The sequence below is a fragment of the Nocardia sp. NPDC052566 genome (assembly GCF_044547285.1).
Classification (GTDB): Bacteria; Actinomycetota; Actinomycetes; order Mycobacteriales; family Mycobacteriaceae; genus Nocardia.
The window spans coordinates 55,540-69,815 of record NZ_JBIUAF010000009.1; the positions used below are offsets into that span (position 1 = coordinate 55,540).

The following is a 14,276-nucleotide window of genomic DNA, read 5'->3' on the forward strand; positions in this document are numbered from 1 at the left end:
TGTTAGGTGGACCGAACATTGAGTTCTGTGTACCCTGACGAGATGGCAGTGCCATATCCCACCCAGCTCCCACCCGCGGTCCACCCCCAGACGGTCGACATCGCGGGTAGCGCGTGGCCGACCTACAAACTCGAGGCCGTGGCCGCGGGCGTGGTGACCTGCCTGATCCTGGCACTGATCACGGGCTCGCCGCAGATCGCGGTGCTTGCCGCCGCCGCGGTGGCCGCGCTGCGCTGGATCGTCGCACTCGTCACGCGCTGAGCCGGTCCGCGTCCAGCGGCAGATCGGCCAGTTCGCCCCGCGAGAGCACCCCGAGTTTCGGATACGCCTTGTACAGGTGATGGCCGACGGTGCGCGGGCTGAGGAACAGCTGCGCCGCGATATCCCGATTCGACATGCCCTGCGCCGCGAGCCGGACGATCTGCAACTCCTGCGGCGTGAGCCTGGCCAGCACGCCGTGCGCGGGCTTGACGGCCGTGCCGACGCCGAGCGCGGCCAGCTCGGTGCGCGCGCGGTCGGCCCACGGCGCCGCGTCGAGCCGTTCGAAGGCCGCCAGCGCGGGCTGCAACTGCGCCCGCGCGTCGTTCTTGCGCCGGGTCCTGCGCAGCCACTCGCCGTACAGCAACCGGGTGCGCGCCTGTTCGAACGGCCGCCCGCCGTGCTCGAGCGAGACGCGGAAGTGGTTGTCCACCTCGGCATCCGGTGCGACGAGCGCCCGGCAGCGCGCGACGAGCGCGGCCTGCCACGGCTGCCGCGCCGATGCGGCCCACGCGGTGAGCCGTGTCAGCTGCTCCGCCGCCCGCTCCTGATCGCCTGCCCGCACCGCGGCTTCGATCAGATCCGGCAGCGTGCGCAGTCCGATCACGTGATGCCTCGCCGGTTCGACGGTGAGCGCCTCGAACCGGGTCAGCGCGCTGTCCACCCGGCCGAGCCCGAGCTCCAGGATGCCGAGCGCGGCGACCGTCCACGGCGCGCCGGGGGCGGCCGCACCGCCGAGTTCGTCGGCCAGCGCGAGGCCGATCAGCCCGTGGCAGTCCTGCTCGCGGCCGTCCAGGGCGGCGAGATAGGCGAGGAAGGCGTTCATCTGGCTGATCCACTGCCCCTGCCCGCTGTCCTCGGCGATGCGCAGGCCCTCGACCGCCGCGATCCTGGCCTCGCGCGGGCGGCCGAGGAACAGCTCGGCCTCGGCGCGGAAGAACAGCAGCGCGGGTAGCGGCGCGGCCCTGCCCTGATCCCGGCATTCGGCGATCAGCGCCGCCGCCAGCTCGGCGGCCTGGTCGTCCTGACCGATGACCAGGCCGGTGCCGCACATCTGCACCAGATCGCGCGGGCTGTCGGCACCGAGGGCGGCGGCCTCGGCGGCGGCCGCGCGCAGGTCGACGGTGAACCGGCCGTCGATGGCGGCCACCGCGTAGCGGGTGATGGGCGTCATCGGATCGCTCTCCGGCAGGGCGAGCGCGGTGATCCTTTCGGCCACCTCGGCCAGCTCGGTGGCGCTCAGATACCAGGCCGTGTGCAATGCCTGCGCGAGCATGCGCACCGCGCGGGACGGGTCGGCCTCGCGCACCAGATCGGCACCGGCCAGCAGCAGGCGGTGCGCCGAAAGGGGTTTGCCCGCACCGAATTCCGCGGTCGCCCTGACCAGATCAAGGCGCGCCGAGAGCAGCGGATCCGCCGTCTGCGGCGCGGCACGGTCGGCCAGCTCGCCCGCGCGGTCCAAAAGCCCGGCCTCACCGGCGGTTTCGGCGGCGAGCACCAGGCGGCGCACCCTGGCCGCGGCGTCGGTGCTCAGGCCCGCGGCCCGTTCGTACGCGGCGACCGCGCCGGAGTAGCCGCTGCGCCCGCGCGCCCGCGCGGCGGTGTCTTCCAGTGCGGCGGCGGCGTTCTCGTCCGCGCCGGTGGCGGCCGAGGCCAGATGCCAGGCGCGCAGGTCGGCATCGTTCGGGTCGGTGAGCGCGGCGGCCAGCGCGCGGTGCGCGGCGAGCCGCTGGGCCAGCGGCGCGCCCTGATAGATCGCCGAGCGCAGCAGCGGATGGCGGAACGAGAGGGTCACGCCGTCGGTGCGCACCAGTCCGGCATCCTGTGCGGGCTGCAGGTCGGCCAGCTGCACGCCGTCGGTGGCAGCGGCGCGCAGCACCGTGGCGAGATCGTCGCTGCCCGCCGCGGCGGCGAGCACGAGCAGCGCCTTGGTCGCCGCCGGCAGCTTGGCCGCCTGTCCGTGGAAGGCCACCTGCAGCCGCTGGGTCAGCGGCAGCGGATTCGGCCCGGTATCCGGCGCTTCGGCCGCCAGGAGTGCCGGAAGTTCCAGCAGGGCAAGGGGATTGCCCGCCGCCTCGGCCAGCAGCCGGTACCGCACCGCCGGCGTGAGATCGGGGGCGCGGCGGTCGACGAGCGCCGCCGCCGACTCCGGGCTGAGCGCGGTCAGCCGCAGTTCGTCGAGTCCCGGCGCCGGGAAGTCGTTGTCGCCGGTCCGGGTGGCGAAGATGATCGCGACGCCCTCGGCGTCGAGGCGGCGCGCGGCGAACAGCAGGGTTTCCGCGGTGGCGCGGTCGAGCCAGTGCGCGTCATCGATGAGGCACAGCAGCGGCCCCTCGGTGGTCTCCTCGGCGAGCAGCGACAGCACCGCGAGCCCGATCAGCATCCGGTCGGCCGGATCGTGGTGTGCCAGACCGAAAGCGCCGCGCAGCGCGTCACGCTGCCGATCGGGCAGCGCGTCCAGCAGTGGCAGTGCGGGCCGCACCAGCAGATGCAGTGCGGCGAACGGCAATTCGGCCTCGGATTCGATCCCGGTGCTGCGGATCGTGGTGATCCCCTCGCCCGCCGCGTAATCCAGCAGCGCGGTCTTGCCCATCCCCGCCTCACCGCGCAATACCAGTGCGCCGCTGCGGCCCTCGCGCGCTGCGGCGAGAAGCCGATCGATCCGCGCTTGTTCGGCCTCTCTACCGTGGAGCATTCCCCCACCGTATCCGGTCGCCGACCGGGTACGGTCGTGGCTATGGCTCAGGAAGAGGCACAGCTGCCGACGTTTCACGCGGACGGAATCGACACCGCGACGATCGATCTGCTCGTCGATGTGCTCGACAAGCAGGCCGCGCTGCCCGGTATCCAGCGGATGCGGGCGTGGGCCGGTGCGGTGCTCGACGTCCGTGCGGGGGAGCGGGCACTGGATATCGGCTCGGGCACCGGCTCCGAGGTGCTCGAATTCGCCAGGCGGGTGGGCGAAGACGGGGCGGCGGTCGGCGTCGACCCGAATCCGGCGATGATCGCCGTCGCCGAGCGCAGGGCCGCGGCGGCGGGGCTGACGGCGCGCTTCGTCGACGGCTCGGCCTACCAGCTGCCGTTCGAGGACGCGTCGTTCGACGCGGTCCGCTGCGAGCGGGTCTACCAGCACCTCGACGATCCGGCCGCGGCCACCGCCGAGATCGCGAGGGTACTGCGTCCCGGCGGGCGGGTGATCCTCATCGATAGCGACTGGGCCACCGCCATCACCCATCCCGGTGATCCCGAGGTGGTGCGTGCGGCGTCCGAGGCGCTGCTGACCCGCACCGTCAATCCGACCTCGGGCCGCAGGCTGCGCGGGCTGCTGGTGCGCGCCGGTTTCGCGATCGACGATATGGGCTCGGAGGCGGTGATCTGGGATCCGGAGGCGGCGCGGCCGCTGTACACCGAGATGCGCAGGGCGGCATTGGAAGCCGGGGTGATCACTCAGGAGCAGCACGACACGCTCACCGCCGAGATGGAACAGGGCATCGCCGAGGGCGACTACCTGCTGTCGGTCACCATGTACGCGGTGCTCGCGCACCGGCTGCCGCGATAACAGGTTGTGCCTCGGGCCGTGTCATACCCACGGGATATAGCCGGTCGCTACTAAAGTTCGGCTCATGTCGTCGAATCTCCTGCGGGCGATAGCATCCGTCGCCGGTGCGGCCGCCGTGTGCGTGCTGTCGCTGGTGACGGCGTCGCCGGTGCGTGCCGAGATCATCAGCATGCCGCCGCACGAGAGGTCGTTCGTCTCACCCGGGGAAACCCCGATGGGCTTCATGGTCGGCAGCCGCGAGGAGAAGATCAACCGGATCGCCCCGCTGAACATGTCCGGCACCACCCGCGAAGCGCTGGTCACCCTGATCGCCTATGGACGCACCCAAGGGGCGGCGGCGGGCGGCAAGATCCGGGCCGGGTATCACATCGGTTGCGCGGTGACCCTCGGCGCCGCCACCCTCGGCGCGACGCCGGACCTGGTGATCGGCGCGACGCCGAGCGCCAACCCCAATCCGGTGTTCACGATCAACCTCAGCCCCGGCGAAGTGACCGAGGTGGCGCTGATGGAGAAGGACATCATCCCGGGCAAGCTGATCCAGCTGAGCATTCGCGACTATCACATCAAGGTCAATTCCTGCACTGGCCCAGTCACCCTGCGGCAATACACCTACGCCGACGTGAAATCCCCCGAGGTGGACGACTCGGGCGCGGTGTTCGGCGACCCGACCTGGCTCTAAAATGCCAGATTTTCATTAACGTCCCCGCTCCGCCAGCGATGATTCGAGTAGTCGAGTACGCAAGTCTCGACCGGAGTCCGGCGGGAGGATGGACCCATGAAACGCCTGGTTGTTTGCTGTGACGGTACATGGAAGGCCGAGTCGAGCACGACGGTTTCCAACATCATCAAGATTGCCCAGACGATCGCGTTCGACGCGCCTGGGCCCAATGGGGAGCAGATCCAGCAGTGGGTCAGCTATGTGTCCGGGCCAGGTGCGCGGGGGTTCCTGGCCGATCGGCTGATGGGCGGTGCGTTCGGCCTCGGGCTCGAGGCCAATCTGTCCGCCGCGTACTGGCATCTCGCACTCAACTGGGAGCCGGGCGATCAGATCTACATCTTCGGCTTCAGCCGCGGCGCCTACACCGCGCGCAGCCTGGCCGGGCTGATCAACCGCGTCGGCATCCTGACACCCGAGGCGATGATCCGCGGCGTGTACCCGAAGGCGATGCAGCTCTACCGCACGCCCGCGCCCGCCGACGGTTCGGTGCCGCCGGAGTGGAAGCAGTTCCGCAAGCTGAACTCGCCGCACCGGGTCAAGATCGACTTCCTCGGCGTCTTCGACACCGTCGGCGCGCTCGGCGTGCCCGGGCTCAGCTCGTTCCTGCACGGCTTCCACGACGTCAAACTGCCCTCGATCGTGCACTGCGCCCGCCAGGCGCTGGCCATCGATGAGCGCCGCCGCGCCTTCGAGCCCTGCCTGTGGGATGTGCCGGTGGAGCCGAATGTCAAGTACCGCAAGCGATTCGAGCGGGTCAAGCAGGTCTGGTTCGAGGGTGTGCACAGCGATATCGGCGGCGGCTACGAGCAGTGCGGACTGTCCGACATCACGCTGCGCTGGATGATCCGCGAGGCCGAGGAGGTCGGCCTGGTCTTCGACAAGGCCAGGCTGGAACGGCTGGCCAAGGACTGCCGCGGCTGCGACGATCACCTGGAACTGCACGATTCGCTGTCCATGGCCTATCGCGTGCTGAACCTGATCCGGACCGTGCGCAGGCCGAGAAACCCGCGGTTCCACTGGAATTCGTGGCGGCGCCTGTCCGTCCCGACCGATCAGTGCGTGCGGCTCGCGTCGAGCGCCCAGGATGTGGCCGACTACCGGCCGCCCAATGTGCGCGACTGGCGCGAGGAACTCGGCGGCATGTTCCCCGAGGAGCTGATCGAGAAGACCGGCGCCGGTTCGGCGCACTCGGCGGACGAGCGGGGCTCAGCGGACCAGCAGGGCGACGGGCAGCCGGGCGAACAGCTTCTCCAGCCTGGCGCGGCCCTGGAAGGTGTGGCCGGTCAGCCGATCGGTCCAGTTGCCCTGCGGTAGATCCAGGGTCGTATCGGCCCAGCCCGCCTCGGCCAGGCCCACGCTGTACCTGGTCGCCGCGACGATCACCTCGGGGGTCTCGCCGGTCCGGCCCCTGGCATAGGACACCAGCCTGCCCGCCTGCTCGCCGGTGGCGAACAGGGGTAGGTAGGTGCCGCCGACGAAGCAGTCGGGCCGCTCGCGGCGCAGCCACAGCGCGTAGGCGACGATCCACATCTTCGCCGCGCCGGTGGTGTCCAATGCCGGTGTGCCGGTGAGCGATTGGAGCAGTCCGGCGCGGACCGCGAAATCCACCGGGCGCCGGTTGTCCGGATCGACCAGCGAATCCTCCCAGAGCTCGCAGCCCTGGTAGATGTCGGGGATCCCGGGCCCGCACAGCTGAAGCAGCTTCTGCGACAGCGAATCCGACCACGCGTGCGGGGCCAGCTCGTGCACCAGATCGCCGATCTCGATGCCGACCGGGCCGTCGATCACCGCGTCCAGCCAGCCGTGCACCGCCGTCTCGAATTCGGTATCCGGCTCCTCCCACGAGGTGTGCACGCCCGCCTCGCGAATAGACTTCTCCGCGAACAGATGCAGCCGCTCGCGCAGGCCGGGCACCGAGGAGGCGGGGCGGCCGTCGGCGGGCCAGACGCCGAACATGTTCTGCAGCAGGAACAGTGCGGTGGCGCCGTCGGGGCCCGGCGTCGTCTCCTGCCAGGAATCCACGCCGCGCGCCCACGCGTCGGCGACCTGGGAGAGCACCCCGATGCGGGCGCGCACGTCCTCGCCGCGCTTGGTGTCGTGGGTGGACAGCGTGGTCATGGTGGCGGGCCAGCGCTGGGCGCGTTCGCTGTTGGACAGGTGGAATTCGTTGAGCGAGTGGCCGAATCGGGCCGGGTTGCCGCCAACCTCCTGCAGCGAGACCAACCGCGCCGCCTGATAGAACATGGTGTCCTCGACGGCCTTCGCGGTGATCGCACCGCACACCTGGCTGAATCGCACGCTGGCCTCACCGTCGGCCGCGAGCGCGGCGACCAGCACCGAAAGCGGCACGGTGAGTTCGCTGTTGCGCTTTTCCACCTCGGCGACCACCGCGCCGGTCATCCCGGCCAGCGGCGCGTAATCGACTCGGTAGACCGGCATGAAGGCGAGTACCTCGATGGTGGCGTTGGTCAGCGCCATGGTGTCGAAGCTCTCGGCGTTCGCATCGCGCTTGATCGCGGCGACCAGGCGCCGGATCTCCGGTGCCAGCAGGCTTTCGGCGACCGCGCGCTTGATCCGGTGCTCGGTCTCGCCGATCCAGGCGCGATCGCTGCCGTGGCCGGCGAACCGGCGCGACAGCTCGGTCAGCGCCGCCTCACCGTCCGGGTCGAAGAGCACACCGCCCAGGTCGGCCAGCGCGTCGTAGCCGGTGGTGCCGTCGATGGGCAGGGTGGCGTCGAGCGGTTCGCGATTGGCGAGGATCTTTTCCACGAGTAGTAGGCGGTGCGGGCCGATGACCCGGCGCAGCCGGTCCAGATACGCACGGGGATAGGACAATCCGTCCGGATGGTCGATCCGTACACCGTCGATGAGGTCGTGTTCGCACCAGGCGGCCAGCTCGCGGTGCATCACCTCGAAGACCTCGTGATCCTCGGCGCGCACGGCGGCCAGGCTGCTCACCGCGAAGAACCGCCGGTAGGTGCACAATCCGGCCTTCCAGCTCACCAGCCGGTAGTGCTGTTTGTCGTGGATGCGCAGCGCGTTGTCACCGTCGGTGCCCGGCGCGATGGGGAAGCGCAGATCGTGCAGCGCGAGCATCGGTTCGGCGCCGCTGCGGTCGACGGTGAGCGCCGCGGGATCGTTCTCACTCTGCAGTACCGGCAGCGCGAGCCGCCCGCCCGCGCCGTTGCCCGGGCTCCAGTCGATGTCGAAGTAGTGCGCGAACTGCGATTCGCGCCCGTTGCGCAGCACATCCCACCACCACGGGTTCTGCCGCGGATCGGCGACGCCGACATGGTTGGGCACCAGATCGACGATCAGGCCCATGCCGCGGCTGCGCACCTCGTCCGACAGCGCCTTGAGCCCGGCGGGCCCGCCGAGCGCCGCCGAGACGGTGGTCGGATCGGTGACGTCGTAGCCGTGCGTCGAACCGTGTGCCGCGGTGAGGATCGGCGACAGGTACAGATGCGAAATACCGAGCTGCTGTAGGTATTCCGCGATGGCGCGGGCCTCGGTGAAGGTCAGCGCGTCGGGGCGCAGCTGCAGCCGGTAGGTGCTGCGGATCGTGGTCTGCCTGGCGCGCGGGCGGCGCAGCGACAGCGGATCGGTCACGTGCGTCTCGTTCATATTCTCGGTCATGCTGCGTGGCGGAGGACGAGCAGACAGCGGGCGGGGACAGGTACGACGCTCGCCGCGGGGTAGGTTCCTTCGGCCTGGCCGGTGGGTGTCGAACAGTCCAGTGCGACAGTCCATTCGGTGCCGTAGTCGGTGCCGGGCAGTGCGAAGTCCATGCCCTGGTCGTGTGCGTTGAAGCAGAGCAGGAACGAATCGTCGGTGATGCGCTCGCCGCGCGGGCCGGGCTCGGGGATGCCCGCGCCGTTGAGGTAGACGGTCAGCGATTTGCCGAATCCACTGTCCCAGTCCGCCGCGGTCATCTCCTCACCGGCCGGGGTGAGCCAGGCGATATCGTGCGCGTCCTCCTTGGACCTGATCGGCCTGCCCTCCAGGAAGCGGCGGCGCCGGAAGATGGGGTGCTCGGTGCGCAACGCGATCACCGAGCGGGTGAATTCGAGCAGGTCCGAGTTCGTCTGCATCAGTGACCAATCCATCCAGGCCAGCTGGGAGTCCTGGCAGTACACATTGTTGTTGCCGAACTGGGTGCGGCCCATCTCGTCGCCGTGCGCGAGCATGGGCGTGCCCTGACTGAGCACCAGCGTCGCCAGCAGGTTGCGACTCTGCCTGGCGCGCAACGCGAGTATCTCCGGATCGTCGGTGGGGCCCTCGACCCCGCAGTTCCACGAGCGGTTCCACGATTCGCCGTCGCGGTTGCCCTCGCCGTTGGCCTCGTTGTGCTTGTCGTTGTAGGACACCAGATCCCGCAGCGTGAAGCCGTCGTGCGCGGTGATGAAGTTGATGCTGGCGCCCGGCCGCCGTCCGGTGGCCTCGTACAGGTCGGAGGAGCCGGTGAGCCGGGAGGCGAACTCGCCGAGCGTCGCCGGCTGGCCGCGCCAGTAGTCGCGCACGGTGTCGCGGTACTTGCCGTTCCATTCGGTCCACAGGCCGGGGAAGTTACCGACCTGGTAGCCGCCCTCGCCGACATCCCACGGCTCCGCGATGAGCTTGACCTGGCTGACCACCGGATCCTGTTGCACCAGATCGAAGAACGCCGAGAGCCGGTCCACATCGTGCAGTTCCCTGGCGAGCGCGGCGGCCAGGTCGAAGCGGAAGCCGTCGACGTGCATGTCCAATATCCAGTAGCGCAGCGAGTCCATGATCAGCTGCAGCGTGTGCGGATGGCGGACGTTGAGGCTGTTGCCGGTTCCGGTGTAATCCATGTACTGCGAAGGATATTCGTCGACCAGCCGGTAGTAGGCGGCGTTGTCGATACCGCGGAAGTTGATGGTCGGGCCGCGGTGATTGCCCTCGGCGGTGTGGTTGTAGACCACGTCGAGGATGACCTCGATACCGGCGGCGTGGAATTCGCGCACCATGGCCTTGAATTCGGTCACCGCCGAGCCGGCCCGCTTGATGGCCGCGTACTCGTTGTGCGGGGCCAGGTAGCCGAAGCTGTTGTAGCCCCAGTAGTTTCGCAGACCCTGATCGAGCAGCACCCGGTCGTGCAGGAACTGGTGCACCGGCATGAGCTCGATCGCGGTGACGCCGAGCCCCTTCAGATGTTCGATGATCGCCGGATGCGCCAGGCCGCCGTAGGTGCCGCGCAATTCCTCCGGCACGTCGGGGTGGGTGATCGTCATGCCCTTGACGTGCGCCTCGTAGATCACCGTCTCGTGATAGGGCCGGTTCGGCGGTCGATCGGCGCCCCAGTCGAAGAACGGGTTGATCACCACCGTCGCCATGGTGTGACCGAGCGAATCCAGGCCGTGGGTGTACAGCGAGGGGTCGTCGTCGAAATCGCCGTCGAATGCCTTGCCGTACGGATCGAGCAGGAGTTTGCTTGGGTCGCAGCGCAATCCGCGTTCGGGATCGTAGGGGCCGTGGACGCGGAAGCCGTAGCGCTGGCCGGGGCCGACGGCGGGCAGATAGGCGTGCCAGACGAAGCCGTCCACCTCGTCGAGCGCGATCCGGGTTTCGCTGCCGTCCTTGGCGATCAGGCACAGTTCGACCGCGTCGGCAACCTCGGAGAAGACCGAGAAGTTGGTGCCGACGCCGTCGTAGGTGGCGCCAAGCGGGTAGGCGGTGCCGGGCCACACACCGAGTGGTGTCATGTCACCGGTCGCTGCGTCGGGCTTGGCCATAGCAACGACCCTAGCGGGGCGGTTGCGACCCGGGCGAATCACCCGTGGTCGGGACCGTTTTCCAGCCGGCGGCGACGGTAGCCGAGGAATCGGGCGAACCGGGCAAGACCGCCTAGTAGGGCGCGCTGTAGCCAGGCGGGGACGCCGCCGAGGTAACCGTCCTGGTAATCCCACAGCAACGCCGATGCCAGTGGGTCGCGGGGGATCCTCGACGCGGTGGTCTTGCCCGCCGCGTCGAGATTGCGCCACAGCACGAACATCTCCCAGTGCCGCAGCGGCGGGCGGATCCCGTGATCGAACGCGGTATCCGGTGCCTCACTCCAGAATTCGTGCACGACGAACTGCGCCCGGCGCACTACGCGGATCGTCGCCTCCGGAACAGCCCTACGCGTGGATGTCCGGTGCGGTGGGGATCAGCGATTTCCGCCAGGTCTGCCCGACCAGGTCGGCGCCGAAGCTGTGGTGTTCGTAGGAGTCGGCCAGTTCGAACCCGGCGCGCTCGTAGATGTGGCGCGCCGAGGCGAGTACGTCGTTGGTCCACAGCACGATCTCGCGGTAGCCGGTCTCGGCGGCGAACCGCAGGCACTGCTCGACCAGTGCCGAGCCGATCCGCAGGCCGCGCGCGGACGGATCGACGAGCAGTAGCCGCAGCCGCGCGGTGTGCTCGCCGTCCGCGACGCAGAAGACGCTGCCCACCGGCTCGCCGCCGACCTCGGCGATCCAGGCGCGCTCGCGGCGCTCGTCGCGGTTGTCCAGGTAGTCGGCGATGATCCGGGCGATCAGCGCCTCATATGTTGTGTCCCAGCCGTATTCGGCCGTGTACAGCTCGGCGTGCCGTTTGACCACCCAGCCGTAGTCACCGGGTTCTGGGTCGCGCAGGACGAAAGGGGTGGCGGCCCCCGAATCGGCCGGCCGGTCCAGGATCCGGTGGATGAGCTGCATGGCTTTGAGCAGTTGCAGCCGGTCGGTGGGGGAGTGCGTGCCAAGCAGCTTGCGCACGTCCTCGCCGGAGCGGTGGTTGAGCTCGGCGAATTCCGCGCGGCCCCGATCGGTGAGCCGCACCTCCTGGCGCCTGGCGTCGGTGCTGGACCGGCCGGTCTCGATCAACCCCTTGTTCTTGAACCTGGTGAGGATGCGGCTGAGGTAGCCGGGATCGAGATCCAGATCGTGGCGCAGCCGGATGGCCTCGGTGGAGCCGGAGGTGGCCAGCTCGAACAGGATTCGCGCCTCGGTGAGCGAATAGTCGGTGTCGAGCAGACCCTCGCCGAGCACGCCGATGACGGCGGTGTAGCGGCGGTTGAAGGCGCGGACGGCGGCGATATCCGCGGCGGCGACGGTACTCACAACGGCTCCTGTCTCGGCAAATTGTTTGACCGAGTCAAAGAATACGCCCGGACCGCCTCCGGCGCAGCGAAATTCGTACCGCGCCAGCTCCGGTGGTAACTTGAACGCCGTTCAAGCCCCGGCGCTGCCGAGACCAAGGACGGATTCCTGTGGCACTCACTGTTGACGAGATCACCGCACTCGACGCGAAACACGTCTGGCATCCCTACGGCGGATTCCCCGCGACGACCGAACCGCTGGTAGTGGCTTCGGCGGCGGGCACCACGCTCACGCTGGCCGACGGCCGCGAGCTGGTCGACGGCATGAGCTCCTGGTGGGCCGCGATCCACGGCTACCGGCACCCGGTGCTCGACGCGGCGCTGATCGCGCAGTCGCAGCGGATGAGCCACGTCATGTTCGGCGGGCTCACCCACGAACCGGCGGTGCGGCTGACCGAACTGCTCGTCGAGCTCAGTCCGGCCGGGCTGGACAAGGTGTTCCTCTGCGATTCCGGATCGGTCTCGGTCGAGGTCGCGGTGAAGATGTGCCTGCAGTACTGGCGCTCGGTGGGCAGGCCGGGCAAGCGGCGCCTGCTCACCTGGCGCGGCGGCTACCACGGCGACACCTTCACCCCGATGAGCGTGTGCGATCCGCAGGGCGGCATGCATTCGATCTGGACCGACGTGCTCGTCGAACAGGTCTTCGTGCCCGCGCCGCCGCGCGACTATCTGCCGGAGTACGCCGCCGAACTCGAGCGGGCGATCGCGGGTCATGCCGACGAACTCGCCGCCGTCATCGTGGAACCGGTCGTGCAGGGGGCCGGCGGGATGCGCTGGCACGACCCGCGCTATCTCGCGGATCTGCGCAGGCTGTGCGACGCGCACGGCGTGCTGCTCGTCTTCGATGAGATCGCGACCGGATTCGGCCGCACCGGAACGCTTTTCGCGGCCGATCAGGCCGGTGTCGCCCCCGACGTGATGTGCGTCGGCAAATCGCTGACCGGCGGGTACCTGACGCTGGCCGCCGCACTGTGCACCACCGCGATCGCCGAGACGATCAGCGCGGGCCACGGCGGGCTGATGCACGGGCCGACCTTCATGGGCAATCCGCTGGCCTGCGCCGTCGCGGTCGCCTCGATCGAATTGCTGGTCTCGCGGGATTGGCGCGGCGAGGTCGCGCGGATCGAGTCCGAGCTGATCGGCGGGCTGGCGCCGGTGCGCGAACTGCCGGGGGTGGCCGAGGTGCGGGTACTCGGCGCGATCGGCGTGATCGAGCTCGACGCGGCCGTCGATATGCGTACGGCCACCGATGCGGCTGTCGCGCACGGTGTTTGGCTGCGGCCGTTCCGCAACCTGGTGTACGCGATGCCGCCGTTCATCAGCTCCTCGGCCGATATCGCGGCGATCACCGCTGGCATGGCGGCGGCGGTGCGCGCGCAGTCGGTGTGAGCGATCCGGCCGACCGCCGCCGAACAGCGGACAGTGTCGCGTTCGGCCCCTTACGCTTTCGGTGTGCATACCCCGGCTACCACCGCCGCGCCGGACACCCCGCCTCGCCGGGTGTCGACGGGAGCGGGTGTCGATCGCGCGGCCGGTACCTTCCTGATCCTCGCCGCACTGCTCGCCATCGCCGGTTCGCTCGCGCCGATCTCGGCGCGGGGCGGCTTCGGCGCGACCGCGAACTACACCGCGTGGCGGCTGGCCGAGGGCGGCGGTTCGACGGTGTACCTGGGGATTCCGCTGGTAGCGGCGGGTGTGCTCGGGCTGATGGTCGCGGTGCTGCCGCTGGTCGGTCTCGGTGTCCGGTATCCGGCGCTGCGGGTGTGCGCGCTGCTCGCGGCATTTCTGGTGTTCATGGCGACGGCCGCGGTGGCGATGGCCGCCGCGCTGCTCAATCCCGAAGGGCGGCTGTGGATCGGGCTGTTCGCGATCGTGGCCGCCGCGGTGGTCGCGTTCGTGTCCGCGGTGCTCAGTGCGGTCGCCGCCGCGCGTGCGCCGCGGCCGGTGGTGCCGAGCGCCGGCGAGCCGGGGGTCATTCGGGTGCCGGGCGGGAGCATCGTGATCCTGCCGCCGGATGCGGCCGCCGGGCAGTCCGGCTCGTTCGGTGTCGGCGTGAGCTGGCCGCACGAGCCGCAACAGCCGCTCGCGCAACCGGATTCGCGCGCACCGGTGTCGGTCGAACCGACGCCGGTCGAACCGGCGGAGCCCGCCGAGCCGGGCGATCTCGACTTCGGGCCGTTCGGTGCGCCGGTGCGGCCGGACAGTCCGTAGCTCAGTCGTGCACCGTCCGCCGGTCCTCGGCGATCTCCGGGCGGTCGCTGTCGGACAGCATTTCCCACACCCGGAATACGCAGTGGTAGTCGTCGGACCAGCCGCGCGCGATGAGCAGGAAGGTGTCGCCGTCGCGCAGCACGATGCGGCGGCCGCGCAGTTTGGGATGTTCGGGGGTGAAGGTGGGGATGAGCGAGATCAGCTTGGTCATCGCCTGTTCGCGGGTGCCGACCACCTCCGCGAGTATGCGCGGTGACCATCGTTTGTGGTCGCCCGCGCCCGTGGTCTCTTCGACAACTACTGCCCACCGTGGCATCCGGCCGTTTGCCTCCCCGGAACCGCAACGCCACCGGCCGGCCGGCGACGACAAACCAAGACAACTTCACCGTAGCAGC

The 14,276-nt window shown here is 69.6% G+C and carries 12 protein-coding genes; 6 read left to right on the forward strand and 6 right to left on the reverse strand.

The window, feature by feature from the left end:
* Positions 1-42: 42 nt before the first annotated feature.
* The gene (locus tag ACIG5A_RS40880; protein WP_397250452.1) at positions 43-261 is read left to right on the forward strand and encodes a hypothetical protein; all 219 of its coding nucleotides are present in this window, start codon (positions 43-45) and stop codon (positions 259-261) included.
* On the opposite strand, the gene ACIG5A_RS40885 is transcribed toward ACIG5A_RS40880, so the two are convergent.
* Positions 251-2,953: an AAA family ATPase gene (locus tag ACIG5A_RS40885; protein WP_397250454.1), complete on the reverse strand. Its 2,703-nt coding sequence runs from the start codon at positions 2,951-2,953 to the stop codon at positions 251-253. The genes ACIG5A_RS40880 and ACIG5A_RS40885 overlap by 11 nt on opposite strands.
* Positions 2,954-2,995: 42 nt before the next feature.
* On the opposite strand from ACIG5A_RS40885, the gene ACIG5A_RS40890 reads away from it, so the two are divergent.
* The 3 genes from ACIG5A_RS40890 to ACIG5A_RS40900 all read left to right on the forward strand — a co-directional run bounded on the left by ACIG5A_RS40890 (position 2,996) and on the right by ACIG5A_RS40900 (position 5,849).
* Positions 2,996-3,817, forward strand: a complete 822-nt coding sequence (locus tag ACIG5A_RS40890; protein ID WP_397250456.1) for a methyltransferase domain-containing protein — start codon at positions 2,996-2,998, stop codon at positions 3,815-3,817.
* A 64-nt stretch (positions 3,818-3,881) separates the two neighbouring features.
* Positions 3,882-4,496: an MspA family porin gene (locus ACIG5A_RS40895; protein WP_397250458.1), complete on the forward strand. Its 615-nt coding sequence runs from the start codon at positions 3,882-3,884 to the stop codon at positions 4,494-4,496.
* A 96-nt stretch (positions 4,497-4,592) separates the two neighbouring features.
* Positions 4,593-5,849: a DUF2235 domain-containing protein gene (locus ACIG5A_RS40900; protein WP_397250460.1), complete on the forward strand. Its 1,257-nt coding sequence runs from the start codon at positions 4,593-4,595 to the stop codon at positions 5,847-5,849.
* Here the strand turns inward: ACIG5A_RS40900 and treY are convergent.
* Genes treY through ACIG5A_RS40920 form a run of 4 tightly spaced genes read right to left on the reverse strand, consistent with a single transcriptional unit; the run spans position 5,742 to position 11,632 of the window.
* Complete coding sequence (treY, locus tag ACIG5A_RS40905; protein WP_397250462.1) at positions 5,742-8,159, reverse strand: malto-oligosyltrehalose synthase; 2,418 nt, start codon at positions 8,157-8,159, stop codon at positions 5,742-5,744. The two genes, ACIG5A_RS40900 and treY, sit on opposite strands and share 108 nt — an antisense overlap.
* An 8-nt stretch (positions 8,160-8,167) precedes the next feature.
* Positions 8,168-10,288 (reverse strand): glycogen debranching protein GlgX, encoded by a 2,121-nt coding sequence (glgX, locus tag ACIG5A_RS40910; RefSeq protein ID WP_397250464.1) that lies wholly within the window; start codon positions 10,286-10,288, stop codon positions 8,168-8,170.
* Positions 10,289-10,326: 38 nt separating this feature from the next.
* Positions 10,327-10,644 carry a hypothetical protein gene (locus ACIG5A_RS40915; RefSeq protein WP_397250466.1) on the reverse strand — a complete coding sequence of 106 codons (318 nt, stop codon included), beginning with the start codon at positions 10,642-10,644 and terminating at the stop codon, positions 10,327-10,329.
* Positions 10,645-10,672: 28 nt separating this feature from the next.
* Positions 10,673-11,632 (reverse strand): GNAT family N-acetyltransferase, encoded by a 960-nt coding sequence (locus ACIG5A_RS40920; RefSeq protein ID WP_397250468.1) that lies wholly within the window; start codon positions 11,630-11,632, stop codon positions 10,673-10,675.
* Positions 11,633-11,781: 149 nt separating this feature from the next.
* On the opposite strand from ACIG5A_RS40920, the gene ACIG5A_RS40925 reads away from it, so the two are divergent.
* Positions 11,782-13,059 carry an adenosylmethionine--8-amino-7-oxononanoate transaminase gene (locus ACIG5A_RS40925; protein ID WP_397250470.1) on the forward strand — a complete coding sequence of 426 codons (1,278 nt, stop codon included), beginning with the start codon at positions 11,782-11,784 and terminating at the stop codon, positions 13,057-13,059.
* 63 nt (positions 13,060-13,122) lie between these two features.
* Positions 13,123-13,881, forward strand: a complete 759-nt coding sequence (locus ACIG5A_RS40930) for a hypothetical protein (protein ID WP_397250472.1) — start codon at positions 13,123-13,125, stop codon at positions 13,879-13,881.
* 1 nt (position 13,882) lies between these two features.
* Here ACIG5A_RS40930 and ACIG5A_RS40935 read toward each other — a convergent pair whose 3' ends face one another.
* Positions 13,883-14,197 carry a hypothetical protein gene (locus ACIG5A_RS40935; RefSeq protein ID WP_397250475.1) on the reverse strand — a complete coding sequence of 105 codons (315 nt, stop codon included), beginning with the start codon at positions 14,195-14,197 and terminating at the stop codon, positions 13,883-13,885.
* Between the last annotated feature and the right edge of the window lie 79 nt (positions 14,198-14,276).

What these genes read in the sequence shown, in the direction of transcription:
- ACIG5A_RS40880 (WP_397250452.1), top strand. Translation starts at nt 43, where the DNA reads ATGGCAGTGCCATATCCCACCCAGCTCCCACCCGCGGTCCACCCCCAG.
- ACIG5A_RS40885 (WP_397250454.1), bottom strand. Translation starts at nt 2,953, where the DNA reads ATGCTCCACGGTAGAGAGGCCGAACAAGCGCGGATCGATCGGCTTCTC.
- ACIG5A_RS40890 (WP_397250456.1), top strand. Translation starts at nt 2,996, where the DNA reads ATGGCTCAGGAAGAGGCACAGCTGCCGACGTTTCACGCGGACGGAATC.
- ACIG5A_RS40895 (WP_397250458.1), top strand. Translation starts at nt 3,882, where the DNA reads ATGTCGTCGAATCTCCTGCGGGCGATAGCATCCGTCGCCGGTGCGGCC.
- ACIG5A_RS40900 (WP_397250460.1), top strand. Translation starts at nt 4,593, where the DNA reads ATGAAACGCCTGGTTGTTTGCTGTGACGGTACATGGAAGGCCGAGTCG.
- treY (WP_397250462.1), bottom strand. Translation starts at nt 8,159, where the DNA reads ATGAACGAGACGCACGTGACCGATCCGCTGTCGCTGCGCCGCCCGCGC.
- glgX (WP_397250464.1), bottom strand. Translation starts at nt 10,288, where the DNA reads ATGGCCAAGCCCGACGCAGCGACCGGTGACATGACACCACTCGGTGTG.
- ACIG5A_RS40935 (WP_397250475.1), bottom strand. Translation starts at nt 14,197, where the DNA reads ATGCCACGGTGGGCAGTAGTTGTCGAAGAGACCACGGGCGCGGGCGAC.